The organism is Aeromonas sp. DNP9 (assembly GCF_001728955.1).
In the GTDB taxonomy this organism is placed as follows: Bacteria; Pseudomonadota; Gammaproteobacteria; order Enterobacterales; family Aeromonadaceae; genus Aeromonas; species Aeromonas veronii.
This window is the reverse complement of the sequence record NZ_LYSQ01000002.1, coordinates 167,332-192,502: the sequence shown is the minus strand read 5'-3', so window position 1 is coordinate 192,502 and position 25,171 is coordinate 167,332. Positions and strand designations below refer to the sequence as shown.

The 25,171-nt window shown below is 60.3% G+C and carries 23 protein-coding genes; 4 read left to right on the top strand and 19 right to left on the bottom strand.

What is annotated here, in order from left to right; translation table 11 throughout:
- Positions 1–2 precede the first annotated feature (2 nt).
- The 7 genes from A9G06_RS01970 to A9G06_RS01940 all read right to left on the bottom strand — a co-directional run bounded on the left by A9G06_RS01970 (position 3) and on the right by A9G06_RS01940 (position 6,569).
- Positions 3–1,439 (bottom strand): ATP-binding protein, encoded by a 1,437-nt coding sequence (locus A9G06_RS01970; protein ID WP_069554102.1) that lies wholly within the window; start codon positions 1,437–1,439, stop codon positions 3–5.
- The gene (locus tag A9G06_RS01965) at positions 1,436–2,122 is read right to left on the bottom strand and encodes a response regulator (protein ID WP_069554101.1); all 687 of its coding nucleotides are present in this window, start codon (positions 2,120–2,122) and stop codon (positions 1,436–1,438) included. Before A9G06_RS01965 ends, A9G06_RS01970 begins: the two co-directional genes overlap by 4 nt.
- An 83-nt stretch (positions 2,123–2,205) precedes the next feature.
- Entirely contained in the window at positions 2,206–2,772 is a 567-nt protein-coding gene (locus A9G06_RS01960; RefSeq protein ID WP_253182300.1) for a tetratricopeptide repeat protein, read from the bottom strand.
- Positions 2,773–2,839: 67 nt separating this feature from the next.
- Positions 2,840–3,709: an SDR family oxidoreductase gene (locus A9G06_RS01955; protein WP_042082681.1), complete on the bottom strand. Its 870-nt coding sequence runs from the start codon at positions 3,707–3,709 to the stop codon at positions 2,840–2,842.
- Positions 3,710–3,751: 42 nt separating this feature from the next.
- Positions 3,752–4,405, bottom strand: a complete 654-nt coding sequence (locus A9G06_RS01950; RefSeq protein WP_064340823.1) for an iron-containing redox enzyme family protein — start codon at positions 4,403–4,405, stop codon at positions 3,752–3,754.
- Positions 4,402–5,898, bottom strand: a complete 1,497-nt coding sequence (locus A9G06_RS01945; RefSeq protein ID WP_069554099.1) for an AMP-dependent synthetase/ligase — start codon at positions 5,896–5,898, stop codon at positions 4,402–4,404. The genes A9G06_RS01950 and A9G06_RS01945 overlap by 4 nt, the downstream gene beginning before the upstream one ends.
- A complete protein-coding gene (locus tag A9G06_RS01940; protein ID WP_042054595.1) occupies positions 5,895–6,569 on the bottom strand; it encodes a thermostable hemolysin in 675 nt (224 codons plus the stop codon). The genes A9G06_RS01945 and A9G06_RS01940 overlap by 4 nt, the downstream gene beginning before the upstream one ends.
- Before the next feature lie 144 nt (positions 6,570–6,713).
- Between A9G06_RS01940 and A9G06_RS01935 the strand changes: the two genes are divergently transcribed.
- Positions 6,714–7,361 carry a class I SAM-dependent methyltransferase gene (locus tag A9G06_RS01935; RefSeq protein WP_069554098.1) on the top strand — a complete coding sequence of 216 codons (648 nt, stop codon included), beginning with the start codon at positions 6,714–6,716 and terminating at the stop codon, positions 7,359–7,361.
- A gap of 31 nt (positions 7,362–7,392) precedes the next feature.
- Here A9G06_RS01935 and A9G06_RS01930 read toward each other — a convergent pair whose 3' ends face one another.
- The gene (locus A9G06_RS01930) at positions 7,393–8,781 is read right to left on the bottom strand and encodes an FAD-binding oxidoreductase (protein WP_069554097.1); all 1,389 of its coding nucleotides are present in this window, start codon (positions 8,779–8,781) and stop codon (positions 7,393–7,395) included.
- Positions 8,782–8,808: 27 nt separating this feature from the next.
- On the bottom strand, positions 8,809–9,732 hold the full coding sequence (locus A9G06_RS01925; protein WP_069554096.1) for an ABC transporter six-transmembrane domain-containing protein: 924 nt from the start codon (positions 9,730–9,732) through the stop codon (positions 8,809–8,811).
- Between the two features lie 107 nt (positions 9,733–9,839).
- On the opposite strand from A9G06_RS01925, the gene A9G06_RS01920 reads away from it, so the two are divergent.
- The 3 genes from A9G06_RS01920 to A9G06_RS01910 all read left to right on the top strand — a co-directional run bounded on the left by A9G06_RS01920 (position 9,840) and on the right by A9G06_RS01910 (position 12,609).
- Positions 9,840–10,433, top strand: coding sequence for a TetR/AcrR family transcriptional regulator (locus A9G06_RS01920; RefSeq protein WP_005335070.1), 594 nt, complete (start codon positions 9,840–9,842; stop codon positions 10,431–10,433).
- A gap of 108 nt (positions 10,434–10,541) precedes the next feature.
- On the top strand, positions 10,542–11,768 hold the full coding sequence (locus A9G06_RS01915; RefSeq protein ID WP_069554095.1) for a winged helix-turn-helix domain-containing protein: 1,227 nt from the start codon (positions 10,542–10,544) through the stop codon (positions 11,766–11,768).
- A gap of 91 nt (positions 11,769–11,859) precedes the next feature.
- A complete protein-coding gene (locus A9G06_RS01910; RefSeq protein ID WP_139126132.1) occupies positions 11,860–12,609 on the top strand; it encodes an ABC transporter substrate-binding protein in 750 nt (249 codons plus the stop codon).
- 87 nt (positions 12,610–12,696) lie between these two features.
- Here A9G06_RS01910 and A9G06_RS01905 read toward each other — a convergent pair whose 3' ends face one another.
- The 10 genes from A9G06_RS01905 to mscM all read right to left on the bottom strand — a co-directional run bounded on the left by A9G06_RS01905 (position 12,697) and on the right by mscM (position 25,116).
- A complete protein-coding gene (locus A9G06_RS01905; protein WP_069554093.1) occupies positions 12,697–13,821 on the bottom strand; it encodes a M20 family metallopeptidase in 1,125 nt (374 codons plus the stop codon).
- A 25-nt stretch (positions 13,822–13,846) separates the two neighbouring features.
- Positions 13,847–14,314 carry a YjiG family protein gene (locus A9G06_RS01900; RefSeq protein WP_069554092.1) on the bottom strand — a complete coding sequence of 156 codons (468 nt, stop codon included), beginning with the start codon at positions 14,312–14,314 and terminating at the stop codon, positions 13,847–13,849.
- The gene (locus A9G06_RS01895; protein WP_005335061.1) at positions 14,311–15,039 is read right to left on the bottom strand and encodes a nucleoside recognition domain-containing protein; all 729 of its coding nucleotides are present in this window, start codon (positions 15,037–15,039) and stop codon (positions 14,311–14,313) included. Before A9G06_RS01895 ends, A9G06_RS01900 begins: the two co-directional genes overlap by 4 nt.
- Before the next feature lie 251 nt (positions 15,040–15,290).
- Positions 15,291–15,647: a fumarate reductase subunit FrdD gene (frdD, locus tag A9G06_RS01890; RefSeq protein WP_040066869.1), complete on the bottom strand. Its 357-nt coding sequence runs from the start codon at positions 15,645–15,647 to the stop codon at positions 15,291–15,293.
- Between the two features lie 10 nt (positions 15,648–15,657).
- Positions 15,658–16,056, bottom strand: a complete 399-nt coding sequence (locus tag A9G06_RS01885) for a hypothetical protein (protein ID WP_005335058.1) — start codon at positions 16,054–16,056, stop codon at positions 15,658–15,660.
- Positions 16,057–16,072: 16 nt separating this feature from the next.
- On the bottom strand, positions 16,073–16,807 hold the full coding sequence (locus tag A9G06_RS01880) for a succinate dehydrogenase/fumarate reductase iron-sulfur subunit (protein ID WP_005335057.1): 735 nt from the start codon (positions 16,805–16,807) through the stop codon (positions 16,073–16,075).
- On the bottom strand, positions 16,800–18,584 hold the full coding sequence (gene frdA / locus A9G06_RS01875) for a fumarate reductase (quinol) flavoprotein subunit (protein WP_069554091.1): 1,785 nt from the start codon (positions 18,582–18,584) through the stop codon (positions 16,800–16,802). The genes A9G06_RS01880 and frdA overlap by 8 nt, the downstream gene beginning before the upstream one ends.
- 509 nt (positions 18,585–19,093) lie before the next feature.
- A complete protein-coding gene (locus A9G06_RS01870) occupies positions 19,094–20,971 on the bottom strand; it encodes a methyl-accepting chemotaxis protein (RefSeq protein ID WP_021229777.1) in 1,878 nt (625 codons plus the stop codon).
- A gap of 155 nt (positions 20,972–21,126) precedes the next feature.
- Positions 21,127–21,810, bottom strand: a complete 684-nt coding sequence (locus A9G06_RS01865) for a glycerophosphodiester phosphodiesterase (RefSeq protein ID WP_069554090.1) — start codon at positions 21,808–21,810, stop codon at positions 21,127–21,129.
- A 24-nt stretch (positions 21,811–21,834) separates the two neighbouring features.
- Positions 21,835–25,116 (bottom strand): miniconductance mechanosensitive channel MscM, encoded by a 3,282-nt coding sequence (gene mscM, locus A9G06_RS01860; RefSeq protein WP_021229779.1) that lies wholly within the window; start codon positions 25,114–25,116, stop codon positions 21,835–21,837.
- Between the last annotated feature and the right edge of the window lie 55 nt (positions 25,117–25,171).

The following is a 25,171-nucleotide window of genomic DNA, read 5'->3' as shown; positions in this document are numbered from 1 at the left end:
GCTTATCTTGCCGGCGGGAGCGGGAGTAACACGCTCACCTCCAGCCCCCCTTCCGGCCGGTTGTGGACATCGAGGTCGGCGCCGTGCAACTGGGCGATACGCGAGACGATGGCCATGCCGAGCCCCACGCCATCCCCCTGCTGGGGATTGACCCGAAAGAAGCGTTCATACAGCCGGGGCAAGGCGCTGGCGGGAATGCCGGGGCCATTGTCGCTCACATCCACCCTCACCCGGTTGCCCTCTCGCTGAACCCGCACCCTGATCTCGCCCTCCGGCTGGGTGTAGCGCAGCGCATTGTCGATCAGGTTGCTGAACAGCAGTTCGAGCAGGGTGGCTTGCCCCATCACCAGCTGCGGCACTTCACACTCCAGCGACAGCTGCTGATCCCTCTTGAGGGCAATGGGAGCCAGCGTCGCGAGGGTGCCTTGCAGCAGGTGGCCCACCTCCAGTTCGGTCAATACCAGCCCCTGCTGGTTGTCGATACGGGCCTGGGTCAGCAGTTGGCGGATCAGCCGATCGCTGCGATCGAGGGCCTGCAACATCTTGTGCAGGGATTGCTGGCGGCTGGCGTCATCATCGGCAGCCAGGGCATTTTCACTGTGGATCCGCAGTACCGCCAGCGGGGTGCGCAGCTCGTGGGCCGCCTCGTTGGTGAACTGTTTCTCCCGCTCTATAGTCTCCGCCAGCGCCTGCATCAGCCGGTTGATCTCGTTGGTGAGGGGGGTCAGCTCCTGCGCGCTTATCTTGAGGCTGAGCGGGCTCAGGTTGGCGGGGTGACGTTCGCTGATGGCCTGGGCCAGCTGGCGCAGGGGGGCCAGCCCGCGGGTGATGAGCCACCAGAGCAGGGCCAGCAGGAAGGGCAGGGTGATCAGCAGCGGCAGCATGGTGAGGGTGGCCATCTTGCTGGCCAGTTCGCTGCGCTCGTCGTCCCGCTCGGCCACCACCAGCCAGGTCTGCTCCTGCTGGTTGTAGAGAGTGAAGGTGCGCCACTGGTGATTATCTTTTTCGACCGTGTCGAAGCCGATAGCCAGGGTGACCAGCGGCTGATCAGGGGCGCTGGGGGCGCGCAGCAGCAAGCCGCCCTTTTCATCGAGCAGCTGGAAGTAGAGATTGCGTTCGAACTCGTGGCCGTAGGGGGTGATCTCCCGATCCTCGCCGGTCAGGTTGAGGCCGGGATCTTTTTGCCACTCATCGGGGTTTTGCGCCTCCCACTCCTGATAGACGGTGCCGTTGGCGGGCAACTGCCCCTGCTGGGCCATGTAGCGGGCCAGCAGCTGGTTGGTGATGCGGGCCGACTGGGCGAGGCGGGCATCAAACAGCTCCTCCATCTCGTGGCTCGCTTCCATGTAGCCGATAAAGGCGCTGATGGTGAGACTCAGGCTCACCAGCGTCAGGATACCGGTGAGCAGAAAGCGGCGAATGGAGCGGGGACGTTTCATCGTGCGGGTGTCCGGCTTGGCTGTTCGAGCTGGGGAATGATGTAGCCGACCCCGCGAATATTGCGGATGAGGTCGCTGTAGAACTTCTTGCGCAGATGGTGGATATGCACCTCTACCGCGTTGCTTTCGGCCCCCTCGTCCCAGCCGTAGAGGCTCTGTTGCAGCTGATCCTTGCTCAGCACCCGGCCGCTCTGGCTGATCAGCTCCTGCAGCAACTTGTATTCGTGGGGGGTGAGTTTGATCGCTTCCCCCTGATAGGTGACCTGCTGGGATTCGGGATAGATGAGGATATCGCCATACTCCAGCACCGCCTGAGCCTGCCCCTTGCTGCGACGAACCAGGGCGCGCAGGCGGGCGTTGAGCTCCTGCAGGGCGAAGGGCTTGACCATGTAGTCATCGGAGCCGGCATCGAGGCCGACCACCCGATCGTCCAGCGCATCGCGGGCGGTGAGGATCAGCACCGGCAGTTGGTGTCCTTCACGCCGCAACTTGCGCAGCAGGCTGAGGCCATCGATGTCGGGCAGATTGAGATCGAGGATCAGGGCGGCGAACTCGTCGCTCTTGAGGGCTGCCAGAGCGGGCAACCCCTGTTGCAGCCAGTCCACCGTATAGCCGCTATGGCGCAGTGCATCCTGCATACCATCCCCCAGCATCACATCATCTTCAACCAGCAGGATCCGCATTGTTATTCCCCTTGAAACGACTCTGCCCACCAGTATGCAAGCTGGTGGGCAGAGTTTAAATAGATCTCTGATACGGCAGAACTTTACAGCTTGGCGAGCCGCTCGCGGATCTCCATTCTTCGGCCCTCGTCCGCCACTTCCCGGCCCGGGCGCGCTGGAGCTGCCATCGCCTTGTCGAGATAGGTTTTGGCCTCAGCCTTGCGGCCCTGATCCAGCAGGAAGTCGCCGTAGAAGAAGTTGGGGTCGATGCCGGTCGGGTTGATGGCCAGCGCCTGCTTGAGCAGCTGCTCCGCCTTCTCGTCATCGCCAAAACCGACCGGCCAGCCGGGCACCTGATAGTAGAGCGAACCCAGGCTGGTGTAGGCGGAGCCATCCAGCGCCTTGGGATCCTGCTTGATGGCCAGCTCCAGCTTGGCCTTGGCCTCTTTCACCAGCCCCAGCGCCCCCAGCCCGCCTTTGGCCCCCGCCCAGGTGCTCTTGACGATGGCCGACCAGATCAGCAGATCGGCGCGAAAGGGTTCCTTGGCGCTGGCCGCTTCGGCCTGGGTGCTCAAGGTTTCGAGGCAGCTCTCTTTCGCCTTGCCGGTCTGTTGATACTGGCAGACGGCCCACTGTTGCTGGATGGGGACGAGGGCATCACCCGCGGCCATGACCGAGGAGGACCCCAGCAGGATGGCGATGGCACAAGAGGTCACTGATTGACGGACAAAATTCATATTAATGCTCCTTCTTGGTCGGGATCGGGCGGGACAAGTCTGGTTGTGGCGCACTGTTGGCGCCGGCATCAGCCGTCCCTGGCTGAAGATGACGGGCATAACGTTTGATGATCGGCAGCTGTCTGGCCAGCGCCTTGTCGACGATGCCGGGCAGCAGGGCATTGAGCCGCACGAACAGTTTTTCCGGCCAGCCGAGCCAGCTGCGGCGGGTTTCGTTGCACAGGGCGATGACCGCCTCTTCGGCCACCTCCTGCGGGCTGTCGGTCTGGGTGCCGAGCGCCGCATTCATCTCGTAAGCGGCTTCGGAATTGAGCTTGGTGCGGGTGGCGCGGGGGGCAAAGTGCAGCACCTTGATACCACTCCCCTCCAGCTCCCGTCCCAGCGCTTCGCTAAAGCCGCGCAGGGCAAATTTGCTGGCGCAGTAGACGCTGTAACCGGGGTAGCCGATGCTGCCCAGGCTCGACCCCATGTTCATGATGATCCCCGGCTTGCGCATGGTTGGCAGCAGGGCACGGGTGAGCTGGATGGGCGCCTCGATATTGAGCAGCAGCTGGCGCTCCACCTGCTCGAAGCTCTGATCTTCCAGCCAGGCAAACTGGTTGCAGCCAGCGTTGTTGATCAGGATGTCGATCCCGTCCTCCAGCGCAGGGTGTTGCAATAGCTTGGCCCGCTCCTGCGCAGAGCCGAGGTCGGCGAGCACCACCTGATGGCGCTCGGGATGAGGCAGTGACTTGCACAGCCGCTCCAGTGCCGGGCCGCGACGTCCGTGCAGCAGCAGGTGGGCCCCCTGGGCCGCCAGCTCCTGCGCCAGCTCCTCACCTATGCCACCGCTGGCGCCGGTGAGCAGCACGAGTTTCCCTTCAAGGTTCATGGTGTGGGTTCCCTTTTTGCTGTCTGCTGATCCGCTGCCAACTTACGGTGTGGCGGTGAGGTTGTAGAGCATCTCGCCGTAGAGGCGGTAGACCACCTTGGCCCCGTGGATGATGGCGGCCTGATCTGCCGGGCTCTCGACCTTATCCATCAAGGATTCAAAGAACTTGAGGTGCTCCTGATCCAGGGCGCCGTGGGAGCTCAGGTAACTCATCGCCTGCGGTGGCAGGCCGAGGCCCTTTTTCAGCTGGTCGGCGACGGTGAGGGCGATGGCGACGCTGGTGCCTTCCAGTACCTGCACCATGCCGAAGAAGCCCATGGGGTTGCCGCGCTGGATCTGGTCATAGAGGAAGGCGACCATCAGCTCGATGGGCAGCCCGGGCTGGCCGTGGCGCACCGCTTCGGCATCACCGCCACAGGCGCGGATATCGTTGAGGATCCACTCCTGATGGCCATACTCCTCGTCGATGTACTCGGCAATGGCACCGCGCACCCACTCGTACTCCTGACCCAGCTTGCCGCCGGTGGCCATCAGCAGCGGAACTGTGTGGCGCACGTGGTAGTAAGCTTGCGCCAGAAAGGCGAGATAGGTATCACGGCTGATATCGCCACGGCGACAGGCTTCGATAATGGGGGCGTTGAACAGATGCTCACGCTCACTGGCAGTGGCTTGTTGCAGAGTCTGATAGAAGCTCATAACGATTCTCCTGTAAGGCATTGGCTGATTTGCCGGGAAAAGTGTTGGTAAATCTCGTTGCGACGGGGGCGCCCGTTGGCGGTCAGCAGGCCGGGATGCTGGTCTAGTGCCACCGGCAACCAGTGGTGCAGCCGGGCATAATCGGGCAGTCGCTGGTTCAGACCGGCGATCTGGCGGGGCAGATCCGCCTCTTTGCCCGGCAGGGGCTGGATCAGCGCCACGTTGGCGGGTTGACCATCGCCAAAGACCACGATGCGGGCGATGGCGGGGCAAAGCTGTGCTTCGGCCTCCACCCACTCGGGGGAGAAGTTGCGGCCAAAGGCGGTGATCTGGACATTCTTCTTGCGCCCGGTGATATGGAGGTAGCCCTCATCATCCAGATGACCCAGATCGCCTGTGGCGACCTGCATGGCAGAAGGTTCGCCGGTGGCGATCTGTTCGGGAGCCGGTTCGTTGCTGCCGAGATAGCCCAGCATGGCACTGCCGCTCACCATAATTTCGCCGTCGCTGGCGATGGTGACCTGACAGTGGGGCAGGGGGCGGCCTACGCTGCCGGGTTTGTCAGCATCCGGGCTGTTGAGCGCCACCACGGAGCCGCACTCCGAGAGGCCATATCCCTCATACACCGGCAGGCCGAGCTGGCGGGCATGTTTGATCAGGTCGGGTGCTACCTTGCCGCCACCGACGGCAATAAAGCGCAAGCTTTTGAGCTGTTGGGCCAGCGTCGGGGTGCTGATGCAGAGCGCCAGCAGCAGGCGCAGCAGTTCGGGCACCAGCACCAGACTGTGGGTCGGCCAGCGCAGCAGGGCCTCCCCCAGCATGGCTGGATTGAGCGAACTGGATCCGGTGAAACCGAGCTCCCCGAGGGACGGAATGCGGCTGCAGGCGCCGGTCAGCAGCGGCACATAGAGGCCGGTGAGGTTCTCAAGCAGGGTGGCCAGCGGCAGCAGGGTGAGGTGTTTTTCCACCTTGGCTGGCGCGACACGCTCGGCCAGCGATTCGCACACCGCCATCATGCTGGCCAGCGAGAGGCAGACCCCTTTGGGCTGGCCCGTGGTGCCGGAGGTGTAGGTGATCTTGGCGGTACTCTGTGGCAATGCCGGGAGGTTTGCCGGTTTGCGGCGCCAGAGCGGCAGCTCGCCGGTGATCAGCGAGAGCGGCTCGGCGGCATGCCACCCCTGATGATGTGGCCCCACCAGCGCATCGGCGCCGCTGCTCTCCAGCAGCCACTCTTGTTGCTCAAGGCTGAAGAAGTGGGGCACCGGTATGACCACGATACCGGCTTTGGTGCAGGCCAGATCCATCAGCGCCCAGGGCAGGCCGTTGTCCAGTTGCAGCGCCAGACGGTTGATGTCGAGCTGTTGCAGCTGACTGGCCAGACGCTGGATCTGTTGCCACAGGGTCTGGTAATCGAGACGCTGCTGGCTGCTCAACAGCGCAGGGGATTGCGGATTCTCGCGGGCATGTTTGGCGATGGCGTCGAACAGGCTCATTGGGCGCACCTTTTTTGATGGGTCTGGTTATCACTGCTCTTGCCGGCATCGTCAAACAGGGTCGGCATGGGGGCCAGCAGGTTGAGCAGCAGGCTGCTCTGGGCGAGCACCTCGCGTCCCTGATTGATATCTCCCACCATCACCTTGGGCTGGCAGCGGTAGTACTCACCCCAGGCGTCGGCGTCGGCTCCCACCTGATGGGCCTGTGCGGGGGCCAGCTCCACCGGGTTGAGTTGCAGGCGGGCAAAGCTGTTGCGCAGCTTGGCAGTGCCGGTAAAGACCACATAGTCGAGGGCGTTTTCACACAGCAGACGACACAGGGCAGCAAACATCAGGCGGGCATTGCCCGGTTCGCTGCAGGCCAGATTGCCCACTTCGATAATGCGGTTGCGTGCCGGATAGACCCCGAGGCGGGTGTTGATGGCGGCCTCGATGGGTTGCTCCAGATACTGTTCCAGATAGAGAGGCCCCTCACTGGCATGATTGAGACCACAGGCACCGACCAGCGTCCCGTCCGCCCGATAGAGCCCCAGCAGGCAGGGGAGAAAATGGGGGATGCGGGCATTGAACTCGAGGGTGTAGGCGGCCTGGATATAGGTTTGCAGCGCCATGACCTGCTGCGGGGACTTGGCTAGCAGCAATCGGTAGGGGGCCTGGATCTCGATGGTCATGGGTGACTCCTTCTCTTGCGATGGTTTGAGAGTAAAAGGGCAAACTTAAGAAACCCTTAAGGAGCAAAAAAAGTTGTCAGCGAGGCAGCGGGCAGGCAATCTGCGCCGCTGTTATCCAACAGGAAGCCCCCAAGAGGAACCGCCATGTCATCCACCGTCAGCTGCCCCCTGTGTGCCAGCCATCGCAGTTATCCTCTGCCGGTGGCGGGCAAGCGCTATCATCGCTGCCTCGCGTGCGAGCTGGTCTGGCTGGATGAGGCGGATCATCTGGATGAGGCTGCGGAGAAGGCTGTCTATGACGGTCACGACAACAGGGTGGATGATCCCCGTTATCGCAGCTTTCTGATGCGGGCTTTTGGTGAGGTGCTGGCACGGGTGCCAACCCCTGCCAGTGGCCTCGATTTTGGCTGTGGCCCGGGCCCCGCGTTGGTGGCGATGGGGCGCGAGGCGGGTTACCAGATGGCGGGATATGACAAGTTCTACGCCGATTTTCCCGAGTTGCTGACGCGTCAGTACGACTTCATCACCAGTACCGAGGTGATAGAGCATATCGCCGAGCCGCGCACGGTGCTGGCGCAGTTGTGGGATTGCCTCAAGCCCGGTGGCCTGCTGGTGCTGCAGACCCAGCGGGTGCTCAGTGACGAGCGGTTTAAAAGCTGGCGCTATCGTCACGACCCGACCCATATCGTCTTCTTTGCCGAGGCATCGTTTCAGGTGCTGGCCGCCAGCTGGCAGGCCGAACTCAGCTTCCCCCACGCCGATGTGGCGGTATTGCAGAAAGGCACGCCCTGAGGCGTGCCTTGTTCTGTTGCTCGTTGGTGGGTTACTCGTCGTAGCCCTTGTCCTGCCACTGGTAGTACATCAGGGCAGATTTGACGCCGATTGACTTGAACGGCTCTGGCGGCAGCCACATTGGCAGCGTCTGCTCCGCGTGGTTGAACCAGGGGTGATCCTTGCCTTGATAGAGGCTGGCCACGATGTCGCCAAACAGGAAGGAGAGGTTGATGCCGTGGCCGTTGTAGCCGAGGGCGTAGTAGATGTTCTTGTGATCCCCCATCACCCCCACCGCTTCGGTGCTGTCGCCGGTCATGCCGAGAACCCCGTCCCACACCTGCTCAAATTTGATCCCCTTGAGGGCCGGATAGAGGGTCACCAGCTCGGTCATCATCATCTCGCTGACCCGGTTAAGATCGCCTTTGTAGTTGAGGCCGTCGTTGAAGACGTACTCGGCATTGCCGCCACCGATGACGATGCGGTTATCCGGGGTCAATACCAGATGGAACAGGATGTTGCGGGTGTCGTAGTAGGGCACCCGACTCTGCCACTGGATGGCGGCCAGCTGTTTTTTGGTAAGCGGCTCGGTGACGGCGCTCTGGGCGTGCACCGGAAAGACCCGTCCGCTGAAGTAGCCAAGTTTTGAGGTATAGCCGTTGGTTGCCAGCACTATGCTGTCGGCGCTCACCTTGTACTTGTCGGCCACATTGAGCTCGATCTGCTTGCCCTCCTTGATCCCCATTACCGGGCTCTGCTCGTAGATGGTGACGCCCGCCTGCTCCACCGCCTTGCGCAGGGCATTGACCAGTTTCATGGCGTGTACCTGACCGCCATTGGGGTCGTAGACCGCCCCCACGTAGCGATCGGTGCCGAGTTTTTCCTCTGTGGTATCGGCGTTCCAGTACTGGAGCGGGATGCCGAGGCGATTGGCGGTTTTCACATAGTCGCGGTACTCGGGGATATCCTCCTCATCGAGGATCGCCTCCACATAGCCATCGAGCTTGAGATCGGCCTCGACGCCGGTTGAGGCGACCAGCGCCTGCAGCTTGCGCATGCTGGCGACGGTGAGATCGTAGTGGCGCTTGCTCGCCTCCCCCTCTTCGTAGAGATCCATCACCTCGGAGCCCGGCAGCACCATGCCGCCATTGCGCCCCGAGGCGCCGCTGCCCACCTGCTTGGCTTCGAAGATGGCGATCTTGAGCGACGGATTGGCCTTGGCCAGATGCCAGGCACTGGAGAGGCCGCTGTAGCCGCCACCTATGATGGCGATATCCACCTTCAGGTCTTGCGCCAGCGGGGCACTCTCCTCTGCCGGTTTCTCCTTGAACCAGTAGCTGGTGTTGGGCTCAAAGTCGCTCATCTTGGGACCGCAGGCGGCGAGGAAGAAACAGCTGATGCACATGGTCAACGCTCGTTGGCAAAGGGTGGTCGGATTCATCTTCTACTCCGGTTACAGATACAAAAATCAAATAATTTCATCTGGTTGGGCGGTATTGACCCGGCGGCCTATGTCTCTCAGTCGGGCCAGCTGATCGGCAAGACCGGGCCCCTCATCCAGGCTGGTGACAAAGTTCCAGAGGTAGGTCATCACAGCATAGACATGGCCTGCCGAGACCTGGGGTTGGGCCATCAGCATGGTGATGGCCAGCAGGAACAGCAGGGCGGCGCTGATGCCGACCGCCAGAAAAGCGAGCGCCTCCCGATCCGAAATCCGGATACGGAGCCAGGCCAGCGCGCGGTAGTGGCGGGCGAGGCTGGCTGACTGGGCATGAGTGACCAGCTTGACCTCGTGTTCCAGCCGATCGTTGAGCCGCTCGTGCAGCAGCTGGTTCTTGCGCGAAAAGCCGGGCAGCAGCAGGCCGAACAGCAGCAATACCCCCATGCAGGCGATGCCGACCCAGAACTCGATCACCATCAGCATCACGGCCGCACCGACGATGGAGATCAGGCTGGTGGCCAGGATCGGGATATGTTTCTCGAAGAAGTCGACAAACTCCCGCGCCAGGGTGACCCGCGCCACTATGGTGGATTGCCCCTCCTGCTGCTGGCGCTGAGTCAGGATCACCGGCACCGCCAGTGCCGCATAGATATGGGTAAAGGTGCGGGTATCGACCGCCCGGCGCAGGGCGCCGATGAGCCAGAACAGCAGCACGATCAGGGCGTAGCTTGAAGCCTGCCACCACTGGCCTTTGACGATGGCGTCGATGGCAAAGCCGGCGAACAGGGGATAGACCACCAGCAGGATGTTTTCGAGGGCCACCAGCGAGAAGGTGCCCGCCAGCTTGAGGGGATTGGCCCGTGCAATCGCCCCCAGCGAACGACCGGCCGAGTGTGGCAACGGCGTGGCCTGCTCGTCGCAACTGGCTGCCGAAGTGGTTGGTGTTGTCATGGGTTATCTCCTAAGATGTCGGAAACGCTAGGTTTGAGCAAGTGCTCAAAGTTTGTTTGAGCGACTGCTCAAAGTCAAGCAAGTCGATTGATATCGCAGGAGGTCAGATGGCACGCCCATCAGCAGAACAGCGCAAAGAGATGATCATCGAGGCCGTATTGGCCCTGTTTCGAGAGAAGGGGATGGCGGCATCGTCAACCCGTGATATTGCCGAACGCACCGGTCTGGCGCGCAGCCACGTCTACCACTACTTCAAGGATTGGAAGGAGCTCTGCCTCTGTGCCGTGGAGCGTTTCACCTATCAGGAGATCGCCGAGCAGCGGGAGTGGCTGTTGCCGCTGCCTGCCCGCGAAGCGTTGCCGCTCTTCGTGCGGGACAACCTGCCGACCAGTCAGGATGCCTCCTGGGCCATCTATCTGGATGCCTGGAACGAGTCGCTGCGCGACCCGGTATTTGCCGAGAGCTACCGCAAAATCATTCTGGCGTGGCGCGAGGTGCTGGAGCAGATCCTGCAAAAGGGGATCGACAGCGGCGAGTTTGTGGCGGGCGATGCCCGGCGACTGGCGCGTCAGATCACCTCCCTCATCAACGGCTATGCCGATGACCTTATTCTGGAGCCGACCCCCGAGACGGTCGAGGCCACTTATCAAGAGATCATGCTGGTGGTCAATCAGCTGGTCTTGCCCCCGGCCCACTCATAGCGGCGCAGGCACACAAGGGAGGGGAGGCGTGCCTACGTGGGGCCTCCCCCCGGTTTTGTTGGCTATCCGGCGGGCGCGCGATAGCCAGATACCAAGGAGCGGTTGTTGATGTCGATTACCCATTTGTCACTGCAAGATGCCCGTCATCTGCAACTGGCGGCGCAAGGGCTGCTAGCCCCCCGCCGCAGAAAGGCTGTCCCGGCCGATCTGCTGGCCACCATTCGCCGCATGGCGTTGCTGCAGATCGATACTATCTCGGTGGTGGCGCGCAGCCCCTATCTGGTGCTCTTTAGCCGCCTTGGCCAGTATGAACCGCGCTGGCTGGAGCAGCTGCTGGCCGACGGCGAGATCTTCGAATATTGGGCCCACGAGGCCTGCTTTGTGCCCCGCGAGGATTACAGGCTGCTGCGCCATCGAATGCTTGATCCTGCCGCCATGGGGTGGAAGTTTTCGGCCAACTGGCTCGCCACCCATCAGCAGGAGATCGACCGGCTTATCGAGCGTATTCGCCACCATGGCCCGGTACGGGCGGCCGATTTTGAACGCACAACCGGCAAGGGGAATGGCTGGTGGGACTGGAAACCGGAGAAGCGCCATCTGGAGGTATTGTTTACCAGCGGTCAGCTGATGGTACGGGAGCGGCGCAACTTTCAACGGGTCTATGACTTGGCCGAGCGGGTCATCCCCGAGTGGAGCGACCAGCGGGATCTGCCGAGCGTCGAGCAGGCGCAACGGGATATGGTGCGCGCTAGTTGCCGGGCATTGGGGCTGGTCAAAACTGGCTGGGTCGCTGACTACTACCGGCTGCGGCGTGGCAAATACGATGACCTGCTCCATCAGCTAGCGGACGAGGGGGAGCTGTTGCCGGTACGAGTGGAGGGGTGGCAGCACGGCGCTTTTGTGCACGCCTCGCTGGCCGATGAGCTGGTGCAAGCCAAGGAGGGCCGTCTCAAGGCGACCCATACCACGGCCTTGTCGCCGTTCGATCCGCTGGTGTGGGATCGCAAACGGGCCAGTGAACTGTTCAACTTCGACTATCGCATCGAGTGCTACACCCCGGCGCCCAAGCGCCAGTACGGCTACTTCGTGTTGCCCTTGCTCCATCGCGGCAAACTGGTGGGCAGAATGGATGCCAAGGCTCATCGCCAGCAGGGGATCTTCGAGATCAAGAGCCTCTATCTGGAAGCCGGGGTGAGAGTGACCCGCACCCTTGCACAGGAACTGGCGAAAGCCCTGCAAAAGCTGGCTGACTGGCACCAGACGCCGCAGCTTCGTTATGGTGCCATTCCGGCCAATTTGCTGGCGTTGTGGCATGAAAGCGCCCCTGCAAAGTGAGCAAAATCCCTTCTGGGCTAAGCTGCAAGAGGGATAAACAGTCCGGGAGCGGGAGATGAAACGAGCGGGAACATGGTGGGCGGGATTGGCGATGGCCATCTTGTCCCCCGCGCTATGGGGGCAAGAGCCACCAGTGAAGATCTGTCTGGGGGAGGGCAACGAGTGGGCCCCCTTTACCTACTGGGAGCGCAAGGACGGTGTGCCCGATACCAGCCGCCTGACCGGTTCGGCGACGACGCTGGTGCTTGATTCATTACAACAGAGCGGGCTCTCGCACCAGATCCGCTATCTGCCCTGGGCGCGGGTGCAGCAGGAGCTGGCGGATTATCGCCAGAATGGTCTGTGCGAGCTGACCTGGGATGCCAGCTACAAGCCGGAGCGGGCCGAGTTTGCCTTCTACAGCGTCCCCCTATATTACACTCACCTCGGTTTCTTCTATCTCAAGCGCCGCTACCCCGAACCGCCGGATCTGCAGACGGTCAATCGTTCCCGGGTGTGCGGGGTGATTGGCTACAACTATACCCCCTACGGGCTTGCGCAGGAGCCACGCCGGGTCAAGCAGTTGCAGCAGGCGCTCGATATGCTGGAACGGGATCGCTGCGACTTTCTGCCAAGTGAAATCGAACCTCTGGTGGCTGGCATCAGCCTTGGCATCTACCGCAGCGAGAGCGGATTGCTCAATCTCGCCCTGCCCAGTCGCAAGGGATTCTATCTGCTGGTGAGCAAGGGCTCCCCCCGCAGCCACCAGCTGGTGAATATCCTCAATCAGTCGCTGGTGGCATTTCAGGAAGGGGGGCATACGGATGAGGTGATGCGCCGCTTCTTGCCGCCGATGGAGTAATAGCGAAGGGGGGCTGTCATTCAGGAGGAGCAGATGGACAGAGGGCCAGCCGGTGCAAACCGGCTGGCCCTTTTCTACGCGAGACTGTCAGGCCGCCAGACGGGTCAGTACCTTCACCAGCAGCTCGATGCGCGGGGCAATGCTGGCCAGATCCAGATACTCCTCGTCACTGTGGAAACCTGCACCGATAGGGCCCAGACCATCCAGAGTGGGGATACCGAGGGCGGCGGTCAGGTTGGCATCGGAGCCGCCACCTACCTCTTGCCAGCGAATGGGCAGCCCCAGTTCGGCGCCACACTCTTCAACCAGAGCCATCAGCGCCTGGGTGCCCTCTGACGGCACCATGGCCGGTTTGTGGGCCTCGCGGGTCAGCTTGATGGTGACCCCTTCCAGATGCGGCCGTTCGACCAGGGTCAGCAGATGATCGTTGACCTGGCTGTACTCCTGATTGTCCCAGAAGCGCACATCCACCACCGCGCTGGCGTGGGCCGGTACTATGTTGGCGCCGTTGCCCCCCTCGACGATGCCGATGTTGAGGGTAGTGCCGCTCTCGAAGTTGGTCAGGGCATTGATGGCGAGGATCCAGTGACCCAGCTCGGTGATGGCGCTGCGCCCCTTCTGCGGTTCGTTGCCGGCGTGAGCCGCCTTGCCGGTGAAGTCGATGCGATAACGGGCCATCCCCTTGCGCGCCTTGACCAGCGAGCCATCGGCGCGGGCCGCTTCGGCCACCAGCACCTGCTTTGCCTGTTTGGCCACCGTGGCCAGCCAGTCGCTGGAGTGGAGGGAGCCGATCTCCTCATCCGGGTTCATGCAGACGCAGATGCTGAGGCGATCGCGCATCTCGCGGGGCAGTTCACGCAGGGCATAGACGATGTTGAGCAGGCCGGATTTCATGTCGGAGACACCGGGGCCGTAAGCGCGCTCACCATCGATGCTCATCGGGCGGGCGGCGGCGGTGCCGAGGGGGAAGACGGTATCCATATGGCCGATCAGCATTACATCGATCTGCGCCGCATCAGGCTGGTTGCGGATCTCCAGCCCCACCCCGGCGGCGCCACAGTCGACCCGCTTGATCTGCCAGCCGCCCATCGCCTCATATTTGGCGGCCATCAGGTCGGCCACTACCGCAATGCCCGGCTGGTGCAGGGATACGCAATCCAGATTGATCAGCGGGGCCAGTTCGGTCAGGTATTGATCCAGAGAAAAAGTCATTGCTTGCTCCACTATCAGGTTCGGGTCAGAGAATGATGTTCATCACCAGCATGGCGCCGAAGGCGTTGAGTACCGAGATGGCGACCATGATGGGGATGTAACGCCCTTCGGTGCCGATGCAGCCGAGGATGCGGCCCATGTACTGCACCTGGGAGCCCATCAGGTAGATGGCTGGCGCCAGAATGGCGATGTGGGTGCCGTTGAGGATCCCCTGATCGAACAGGGTGATGACCACACCGACCGCACCGCCCATCGACATCCAGGCGCCGATCAGCACGGCTGCCGCCTCACCGGGCAACCCGAAGATGGCCATGACGGGGGAGAAGATGGCGCCCATGGCATCCAGCGCGCCGGTGATCTGCAGCGCCTTGATGATGACGAAGGCCATCAGTACGTTGGGTACGGTGGAGGTGGTGGCGATGACCCAGCCCTTCTTGGCCCCTTCGACGAAGATATCGGTGACGATGGGTTTCTTGATGTTGGCCTGGCTCATTTGGCTTGCTCCTGAGTGTTGAGGGTTTGCTGGGTGTTGTTATCGGTCTGCTTGCCTTCGCTCATATTGAGGTAGACCCGAAACAGGTTGGCTCCGACAAATTTGAAGGCGAACATCACGATGACAGCCAGACCGATGGAGGAGCTGACCGCCGGGCTGCCATCTGCCAGTGTCAGGGTGAACAGCACGGCACCGGAGGAGAAGAAGTTGACGATGGTGGCACCAGCGGAGAACTGGAACATGGTGAATACGTCGGTTTCACGCTTGGTGATGAGCCCTTCATCCTTGAGCTGACGAGTCATGGCGGCACCGGCATCTGTGCTCTGCAGGGAGGCGATCAGCGCCAGACCGGTATTACCGGGGATCCCCATCAGCGGACGCAGCAGCGGGGTCAGCAACTTGCGGGCCGCTTCCAACGCGCCGTAGTGTTCCAGCACATTGATCATGCCAAGGGCAAACATCACGGTGGGGATCAGGGTCAGGGCAAACAGAAAGCCATCGCGAGCGCCGTTGCCCCCCTTGCCGCGCATGTCGGTCATGGCGGTCTTGATGCCGTCACCATTCTCGCTGACGCTCTGCACCATGGTACCAAACGAACCGTTCAGCGTGGTGAAATCGAATACCCCGTACCACTCGCCGGATTGCAACAGTCCGGAGAAGAAGACCACGGCGAAGGCCAGTGCCAGGTAACTGCCTATGCTCACCGAGCGTGTTTTGTCTGTCATTAGCTAGCTCCATATGAATAATTATTTAATCTGAATAATTATAATTGATATGGATGTCACTAAATTGATGGTGGTCAAAATGGTTTGCTACAAATGACGAATGTATTGGGGTTATGTGACTGTGATCGCCATATGATTGGACGATAATCTGGTTTTTATCGAATTGTTTGAGTGAATAAAAAGCAGGGCGGGATAGCGGGGCAATAAAAAACCGGGCACTTGGCCCGGTTTGGTCAATCAGTCAGATGTGATTACTGGAGTACCAGCACCATCAGCAAGCCGACGGTAATGGCAGATACCAGGAAGGCAAAGCCATAGAACACATAGTGGTGCAGCTTGGTGGTGTGGATCCCCAGATCGTGCAGACCGTGGTAGATACGGTGCATGCCGTGCCAGACTGGCAGGGCGATGATCACCAGCAGGATACAGGCACCCCACCAGGAGCTGGCGAACGCGTGCACGCGGTCATAGCTCATGGTTTCCACGTCCATGATGCCCATGGGCACCAGCAGACCGGTGATGAGGACAATGACCGGCAGCAGCATGGCAACGACCATGCCACCCGCACCAAACAGACCCCAGTAAATTGGTTCGTCAGAACGTCTCATTGTTTTCTCCTCAGGCCACGATGATCAGGACAAGCAGGGACACCACCGCCAGCGCCACATACTGGGCGAGAACGATCGGCTTCTCCGGTACCAGGTCTTCACCACGGAAGATACGCATGGCTTTCGGCGCCAGGGCGAACCAGGTTTTGGCATGGAACAGGCACGCCGCCAGAGCGACGACATGGAACAGGATGGCGATCGGGCTTTGCAGGGATTCCAGCCAGCCGTTGAACGCTTCCTGACCCTGAACCAGGCGCATCAGGCCCCACATCAGCACAACGGCGTAGATGGAGACGAAGATACTGGTGCCTTCACGGATCATGTAACCGGTGTAGAAGGCGTTCTTCAGCCACCAGTCTTTCTTCATTTCGCGGACGTAAGGTTTACGTTTGCTATCAGTGTTGTTCATGGTCTCAATCCTGCTCTCAATCTGGCTTGAACATGGCGATCATGTAGTCCTTGGCGCTTTCTACCTTGCCAAGCTGGATGGCCGCCGCCGGATCGACGCCCTTCGGGCACACTTCGGAGCAGTAGCCCACGAAGGTACAGCCCCAGACGCCTTCGTCCTGGCTGATGATACGCATACGCTCTTTGGCGCCGGCATCACGGTTGTCGACGTTGTAGCGATAGGCCAGAGCCAGTGCCGCCGGACCGGTGAACTTCTTGTTGATGCCGTACTGCGGGCAGGCTGCGTAGCAGAGACCACAGTTGATGCACTGGGAGAACTGCTTGTACTGCGCCATCTGGGCCGGAGTCTGGATGTACTCGCCATCACACAGGCTGCGAGGCTCGCTCGGGATGATGTACGGCTTGATGCTCTCCAGCTTCTCGATGAAGTCGGACATGTCGACCACCAGATCGCGCTCGATCGGGAAGTTGTTGAGCGGCTCGACGGTCATCTTGCCCGGCAGATAGTCGCGCAGGAACGCCTTGCAACCCAGCTTGGGCACACCGTTGACCATCATGCCGCAAGAGCCGCAGATCGCCATCCGGCAGGACCAGCGGAAGCTCAGGGTAGAGTCCAGGTGATCCTTGATGTACTGCAGGGCGTCCAGCAGAGACATCTCTCTCTGGTATGGCACCTGGAAGGTTTGCATCCAGGGCTCGTTATCCTGTTCCGGACGGTAGCGCAGGATCTCAATTTCAATCATCTCAGCCATTCTTCTTAGCCTCGTCTTGTTTCTCACCCTCGGAGCCGTACACGCGTTTTGCCGGCTGGGACTTAGTGATCTTCACATCGGAGTAATCGATGGAGGGCGTTTCGCCATTTTTGTAGAACGAGAGCGTGTGCTTGAGAAAGTTCACGTCATCGCGCTCTTCGTAACCATCCAGACGCTGGTGGGAACCGCGGGACTCTTTACGATTGATGGCGGAGTGCGCCATGGCTTCAGCCACGTCCAGCATGTAACCCAGTTCGATGGCGTACAGCAGATCGGTGTTGAAGACAGAGGACTTGTCGTTGATCTTGACCTTCTTGTAACGGGCTTTCAGCTCGTTGATCTTGTCGATGGTGCCCTGCATCAGCTCTTCGGTACGGTAGATACCGACACCGGCTTCCATGGACATGCCCAGCTCGTTGCGGATATCGGCCGGGTTTTCGGTACCGTCTACATCCATCAGGGAGAGGTGCTGCTTGATGAGCGCCTCGGCCTTGGCGGCCAGCGCTTCGGTGTTGCCATTCTTCTGAGTCTTGGCAAATTCACCTGCCTGCTCACCGGCCAGCTTGCCGAATACCACGATCTCGGACAGGGAGTTGGAACCCAGACGGTTGGCACCGTGCAGACCGACGGAGGCACATTCGCCCGCGGCGTAGAGGCCGGGCAGACGGGTGGCACACTTGTTGTCAGTCTCGATACCACCCATGGTGTAGTGGGCAGTCGGACGTACCGGGATAGGCTCTTTGGCCGGATCCACGTTGACGTAGGCTTTGGCCAGTTCGCAGATGAACGGCAGACGCTCTTTCAGGTACTTCTCGCCAAGGTGACGCAGGTCGAGGTGAACCACATCGCCCATCGGGCCCTGAATGACGCGGCCTTTCTGCTGCTCTTGCCAGAATGCCTGGGAAACGCGGTCGCGCGGACCCAGTTCCATGTATTTGCTCTTCGGCTGGCCAATCGGGGTTTCCGGGCCCAAGCCGTAGTCTTGCAGGTAGCGGTAGCCATCCTTGTTCAGCAGGACACCACCCTCACCACGACAACCTTCGGTCATCAGGATGCCGGTGCCCGGCAGACCGGTCGGGTGATACTGGACGAACTCCATATCACGCAGCGGTACGCCGTGACGGTAGGCCAGTGCCATGCCGTCGCCGGTGACGATGCCACCGTTGGTGTTGTAGCGATAGACACGGCCAGCACCGCCGGTTGCCACGATCACGGATTTGGCCTGGATGAAGCGGGTGATACCGTTCTGGATGTCGAAGGTCAGTACGCCCTGAACGCGGCCGTCGTCCACGATCAGATCAAGGCAGAAATGCTCGTCGAAGCGCTTGATGCTCGGGTATTTGACGGAGGTCTGGAACAGGGTGTGTAGAATATGGAAACCGGACTTGTCTGCGGCGAACCAGGTACGGGGAACCTTCATGCCACCAAACGGACGCACGTTGGCTTTGCCATCCGGCTTGCGGCTCCAGGGGCAACCCCAGTGCTCCAGCTGGATCATCTCTTTGGTCGCGTTGTTGACGAAGTATTCCACTACGTCCTGCTCGCACAGCCAGTCACCACCGGAGACGGTGTCGTTGAAGTGGTTTTCGAGGGAGTCGTCATCACGGACGACACCGGCGGCGCCGCCTTCGGCAGCAACCGTGTGGCTGCGCATCGGGTAAACCTTGGAAATCAGGGCGATGTCCAGGTCTGGCTGTGATTCGGCTATAGCGATAGCGGCGCGTAAGCCGGTACCGCCAGCACCGATGATGGCCACATCGGTCTTGATAATATCCACATCTGCCTCCTTAGGGATAGATTTGCTGGGCACGATTTTGCTCTATGAAAAAAATTCAGGCTTGATGCAAGTCAAACTGCTAGGTTTTATTCCCTTTTTATTGGTTATTTTTCTATAAAACACCCAAATCCCTGGATGAAAATGTCGTTATTATCGTCATTTTTTGGTGTTACTGAGCAGTTGAACACCTAGCTACGATTACTTTAACTTCTGGATTGTACGTAGTTTTCTTTCAATAAAATGCGAATCACCTCTCTTTTTAGGTACTCGCGAAAAAAATTTTAAGTTTTTTATTGTAATTTTTTAATGAGAATTATTGGCATTTATATATTCGGATAGAAATAGGTAATCCGAAATGCTGCGATGATCACGGCGGTGATCTGATAATTCCAGATGAGTTACAAGGATTTCAAGGCGAGGTATTTGGCGGGTAATGTGAGATTACTCACTGAAAATTAAGCGCTATTTAGAAAAATAAAAGGGGCCTGTACGGCCCCTTTTGCTCATGCTCAAATGCGGAACATGCCGACCTGATTGCTCAGTTCACCCGAAATATTTTTAAGTTGTTCAGAGAGATGGCGTGAGCTGTCTGCATCTACTGCCAGTTCGTCCGAGACATCTTTCACCGCCTGAATGTTGCGGCTTACCTCGTCGGTGACGGCCCGCTGCTCTTCAGCCGCGCTGGAGATCTGGGTCGCCATGTCGGAGATCTGGTTGATCGAGGTGGTGATCTGCTCCAGCGCGTGGGTGGCGTTGTTGGCGTCATCCACGCTGTTCTGGGCCAGCAGTTGGCCTTCGTGCATGGTGCTGACCGCCCCCTGGGTATTGCGTTGCAGGGTTTCGATCATATTGCGGATCTCGACGGTGGAGCTGTGGGTACGCTGTGACAGGACGCGCACCTCGTCGGCAACCACCGCAAAACCGCGGCCCTGTTCACCGGCACGTGCCGCTTCGATGGCGGCGTTGAGTGCCAGCAGGTTGGTCTGCTCGGCGATCCCCTGAATGGTGGAGAGGATGGTGTTGATCTCCTGAGCGTTTTTCTCCAGTTCCTGAATGATGTTGGAGGCCTGTTCCACCTGGGTGGCCAGATCGGTGATAGATCGCTGGTTGCGGGCGATCACCTGTTTGCCATGCTCGCAACTGCTGGAGGAGCTGCGGGCCGCTTCGGCGGTCTGCTCGGCGTTGCTGGCGACCTCGACCGCAGTGGCCGACATCTCGTGTACCGCAGTGGCGATCTGGGAGATCTCGTTTTGCTGGCGTGCCAGCCCCTGATTGGCCTTCTCCGCCATGCTGTGGGAGGACTTGGCCTGTTGGTTGAGTTGGCCGGAGGAGTTGGAGATATCCTGCACCATCACATGGATCCGCTCGATGAAGGTGTTGACGTGTTTGGCAACCGCGCCCACCTCATCCTCACGTTCAATCTTGATGCGGCGGGTCAGATCGCCGTTGCCACGGGAGAGATCGGCAATCGCTTCGCCCAGGGTTTTCAGAGGGGCCAGCGAGCCGTTGATGGCGACATAGGAGAAGCCTGCCACGATCAGTATGGTGATAAGCCCCTGAATGAGGGAGGAGGTAACCATGCGGCGTACCGACTGGTAGGCGATCTCTTCATCCACCATCATGCCGTAATACCAGTTGGTATTGGGAATGGCATTAAAGTCATAGACCTCTTTCTTGCCGCTGATCACCAGCTCGTTGATCATGCCGTCATGGGCGACCTGATTGATGTAGGCCGCAGTCAGTTCCGGTGCCAGAGCGGTGGCGGATTTCAGGCTCAGGGAGGCATCGGGGTGCGCGATGATGGTGCCATTGCTGTCCACCAGCATGGCGTATGTGCCCTCGGTGGTGACCGCCAGAATATCCGAGATCAGTGAGCTGATGGAGACGTCACCGGCGATGACCCCCTGGGTATTGCCACGCTGGAACGGTTCGGCAATGGTGACAATCAGCTGGCCGGTGGAGATGTCGGCATAGGGGGCTGTGATGACCAGCTTGCCTGCGGCGGCCGCGTCCTTGTACCAGGGGCGTTGACGTGGGTCATAACCGGCGGGCAAGTCGGTTGGTTTGCTCTGGATCATTTTGCCGTCTGCGGTACCGGCATAGACCAGGTCGAAGCCACCGGCATTCATGGACTGGGCCAGATGACTGATGGGCTCGTCTTCTTTGGCGAATGCTTCCTTGGTGGTGCTGACCATGCTGATCCGGGAGTCGACCCAGCGGGAGATCCCCTTGACGTTGGCCATGGAGCTTTCGTCGATGATGTTCCAGACCAGTCGCTGGGTCTCGCTGCGCAGTTGCGAGGTGTTGTACCAGACTTGCAGGCAGGTGATCACCAGAATGATGACCCCGATAGCCAGAACAAGCTTGTTTTTAATGGATAAGTTCATAGTTACATCCTTGTGAGCGTCAGTCTGAAGTGTGTGTGGAATCTAGTTATTGTTATTAGCCTCTGTTTATCGGCTGAAGTTGAACTCTTTGTATCCCGGTCAGCTATTTAAAGTTAGTGCCTAAATCAGTGGTTATCCATGTGCGTATCGCCCCCTCACTGCGTCAGAAAACGATCTGGTCGATTGGTGAAGATTCCATCGACCCCCATGCTAGAGAGCGCTTCATAATCTTCTGGATAATCAACGGTATAAACCAGAACTTTGAGCCCCCGGCGATGTGCATCATCGACCAGCGCGGTGTCGATGAAATCAACATCGCAATTGATGGACCAGGCCCCCAGCTCGTCGGCAAACTGCGCCAGGTTGAGCGGCAGGTTGGCGGTCAGGGCACCGAGCCGGATATCGGGCCGCAAGACGGCAAATCGGGCCAGCTCCGGGTGATGGAAGGAGGAGACCACCCACTGGCCGGGGGTAAAGCCCAGCTCGGCCTCTGCCCGTCGGGTCAGGGCTGCCACCGTATCGGCGGTATGGGCGCCCTTGAGCTCGATATGCAGCTCGCAGCGTCCGGCGATGATCTCCATCACCTGCCACAGGGTCGGGATCACCTCTCCCTCACCGGCATCTAGCTGCTCCAGATAGGAGCGGGATTGCTCGGCCAGCACCCCCTTGCCATTGGTGCAGCGCTCCAGCCGCCGGTCGTGGAAGACCCACAACTCGCCATCGGCCGCCTGCACGTCGATCTCGATGGCTGATGCTCCCAGCTCCAGCGCTTTGGCCATCGCCTTTAGGGTGTTCTCCGGTGCCAGACCGCTGGCGCCACGATGGGCAATAATCTGCATGTTCTGCTCCTTTTACCTCGCGGATCAGCCGCGGCTCAGGTGAATGTCGATCTGTTGATGGGGCAGGGTAAGTCCCTGCTGCTGCATCTTCTCCAGCACCAGCGAGTGAACCTCGTGGGTGATGGGCATCCGGTGATCCATGTTGTTGACGTAGAGGCGGATCTCGTAGATCAGTGCCGAGTCGGTGAATTCGATCAGGAAGACCTCTGGCGTTGGCGTCTCCAATACCAGGGTCGATGCCTGGATGGACTCTTCCAGAATGCGCTGCACCAGTTTCGGATCCCGGGTCAGGCCGATCCGGATCCGCAGTTTGACCCGGGTGATGGCATCGGAGAGCGACCAGTTGATGAACTGCTCGGTGATGAAAGCCTTGTTGGGCACGATGATCTCCTTGCGATCCCAATCCACGATAGTCGTCGCCCGGGTTTTGATCTTGGTGACGGTGCCGGTGAGATCGCGGATGGTGACGGTGTCACCGAGCCGGATTGGCTTCTCAAACAGGATGATGAGGCCGGAGACAAAGTTGGCGAATATCTCCTGCAGACCGAAACCCAGCCCCACCGAGAGGGCGGCGACCAGCCACTGGGTCTTCGACCAGTCGATGCCCAGCATGGAGAAGCCGGTGAGGGCGCCGATCAGGATCACCAGATACTTGCTGGTGGTCGTTAGGGCAAAGCCGGTACCCGGGGAGAGGCTGAGGTGTTGCAGCAGGGTCAGCTCCATCAGCCCCGGCAGGTTGCGGGCTGTCACCACGGTCAGAATGAAGACGAAGGCGGTCAGCATCAGATCCTGCAAGGTGATGGCCGAGAGCTGCTCGATGCCGCCAATCTTGCTGCTCACCTGCCACACCTCGATATTGCTGAGGAAGCTGAAGGCGGAGTTGAGATCCGACCACTGCACCACCACCAGCATGGTGAAGCCCAGCATCAGCAGGGTGCGCACCAGTCCCAGCGACTGGGCGCTGATGGTATCGAGATCCAGCTCAGTCTCTTCCACCACGTCCGGGGTCTCGGAGCTGAGCTCGTCATGCCCCTCTTCCCGGCCGCGCTGGGCCAGGATCTCGGCCCGCTTGCTCTTGGCGCGCTCGAAGGCGAGGCGGCGGCGCTGGATCAGCATCCAGCGTCTGGCCAGATAGTAGACCAGCAGGCAACCCAGCCCCATCAGCAGGCTAAGCTCCAGCTGGCGCAGCAGGGTGCGCGAGGTATAGAAGTAGCCAAACAGGGCGCCAATTACCGCCAGCAGCGGCGCCAGCATCAGGCTGTTCCAGATGAAGTGGTGCAGCAGATGGGGCTTGGTCATGTCGGTCTGGCCCCAGGTGAGTGGCAGCCGCTCCCGGTTGAGGCGGGCAAAGAAGAGCAGCAGCCAGAGTGCACCGATCATGAAGGCCATCCGGCCGAGGGAGTCGTAGAAGGCGTGCTCCTGATAGCTGTTGGCCATCCCCTGCACGAAGAAACTCGGGATCAGCACCAGCAGCAGGGTGCGAAACTGCCCCCACACCTTTTGCACCTGTTCCCGAGGCCAGCGGAAGTGGTGGATCAAAATCCCCCGCTCCAGCGTCAGATGGCGGGCCATCACCAGCGCCAGCAGCAGAAACCAGATCTCGCCAAGACCGCGCGCCACCGCCACCGCAAACGGGTATTGCCAGGCCCCTTCGAGCAGGCCGCGCACCATCAGCACCATGGCGGGCAAGGGGAGGGCGGCAAGCAGGGAGCGCAGCAGCAAGCGGCTGGTGAGGCTGAATTTGTCCTGGGTCACCTTGCCGATCCGAGGCGCAATATGGTCGCAATAGAGGCTCAGGTGACGGGCCAGCTTGAACCAGCTCCAGGCCAGCACCAGCAGACCAATACCGGCTAGAGTGAGGCTCAGCGGGCTGTTTTCGGCGATGGCGTAGGGCAGTTGCAACCAGTTGTCCGGGTTGAAGGCCAGGGTCAGCGCGGCGGGAATGCCGAGCATGACCTGCGGGGTAAAGGGGCGCACATCGGGCATCCAGAACAGGTGGCTGGCGCTTATTTCGCGGATCTCGTCGATCTTGCTGTTCTGACGGCTGTAGAGCAGTTTGAGGCGGGTCTGCTCCTGAATGAGGGTGTCGGAGGCGTCGTTGAGCCGGGTCAGCAGCTGGCGCCGGGCCTTGAGCAGGTTGTCGAGCACCGCTTGCTGCGGCCGATCCAGCGTCACCTCCTCTTCGGCCATCAGCTTGTCGCGCAGCTGGCGGGTATCCTTGAGCCCATCCTGCTCGCTCTCGTACTGGTACTTGGCCATGCGGGCGCTGACGATGGCGGACTCCAGCTTGTCGAGGGGGAACTGGGGGGGCAGATCGGAGAGTTTGCTGCGCAGGTTCTCGCCGTAGGCATTACTGATCTGCAACCACTCCAGCTGCTCGCGTACCGAGTTGACCAGCTCATTCAGTTCAAACAGATTCTTGTCGACGCTGCGCTGCTCGTCCTGCACCCGCTCAATCTGATCTTCCAGTGTGCCGAGCTGGATGGAGAGCGCCTGATTCTGCTGTTGCTGCTCCAGCAGCAGCGGCATGTCGGTGGTGAGTTGTTTGCGCAGCCGCTCGCTCTCCTCCAGCGCCTGCTCGGTCTTCTCCCGCCGCAGCTGGTTCTGCTGAGTCAGCAGGCTGGCTTGCCACTCATCCTCGTCGGCGATGGCCAGATTGAGCTCCTGCAGTTTCAGCTTGCCGAGATCGTTGCGCTGCTGGGCCGAAAGCTGCTCCAGCTCCAGCATCTGGATCCGGTCGGAGAGGCTCTGCTCCTTCATTCTGGTCAGCAGCAGCTGGGCTTCCTGCTGGCGATCCGATTCGCTGCTGAAGCTCAGTCGCTCCAGCTGGCTGCGGGTCAGTTGCAGCTGTTTGCGCAGATCGTCCACCCGCAGGTGATACTCCTGCCCGGTGCTCTCCAGCTGGTTGAGGCTATCCATCACCCCCTGCCGCTCCTTGCGCAGGTTGAGCTGGCGGTTGCTGCTCAGGCCAATGGCCTGGCGCAGCGCCTCCTCCTTGAGGCTCGCCAGTGGCGGGCGAGCTGCGGGCTGATAGTTGTGCAGGCTCTCCTTGAGGCGCGCCGACTCCTTGGGGTAATCGATAAGGATCTGCTGATAGGCTTTGCTCTGCTCCCGGTAGCGCTCGGCCTCTCTGGCAAATTGCAGCGCCTGCTGGTAGCTCTCCCGCAGTTTCTGGTTTTCCGGGGTATCGCTCTTGGGCACGCTCTGCAACAGGGATTCGGCCTGGGCAATTGCATCGTCGGCGCGCACGGCTGGCGGCAACAAGATAAGGGAGAGCAGCAAGAGGGTGAGCAGGCGTTGCAACATGAGGCTCGTTTCCGTTCAGAAGAGGTGGCCCTAGCCTAAAACAGGGCAGGGAGGC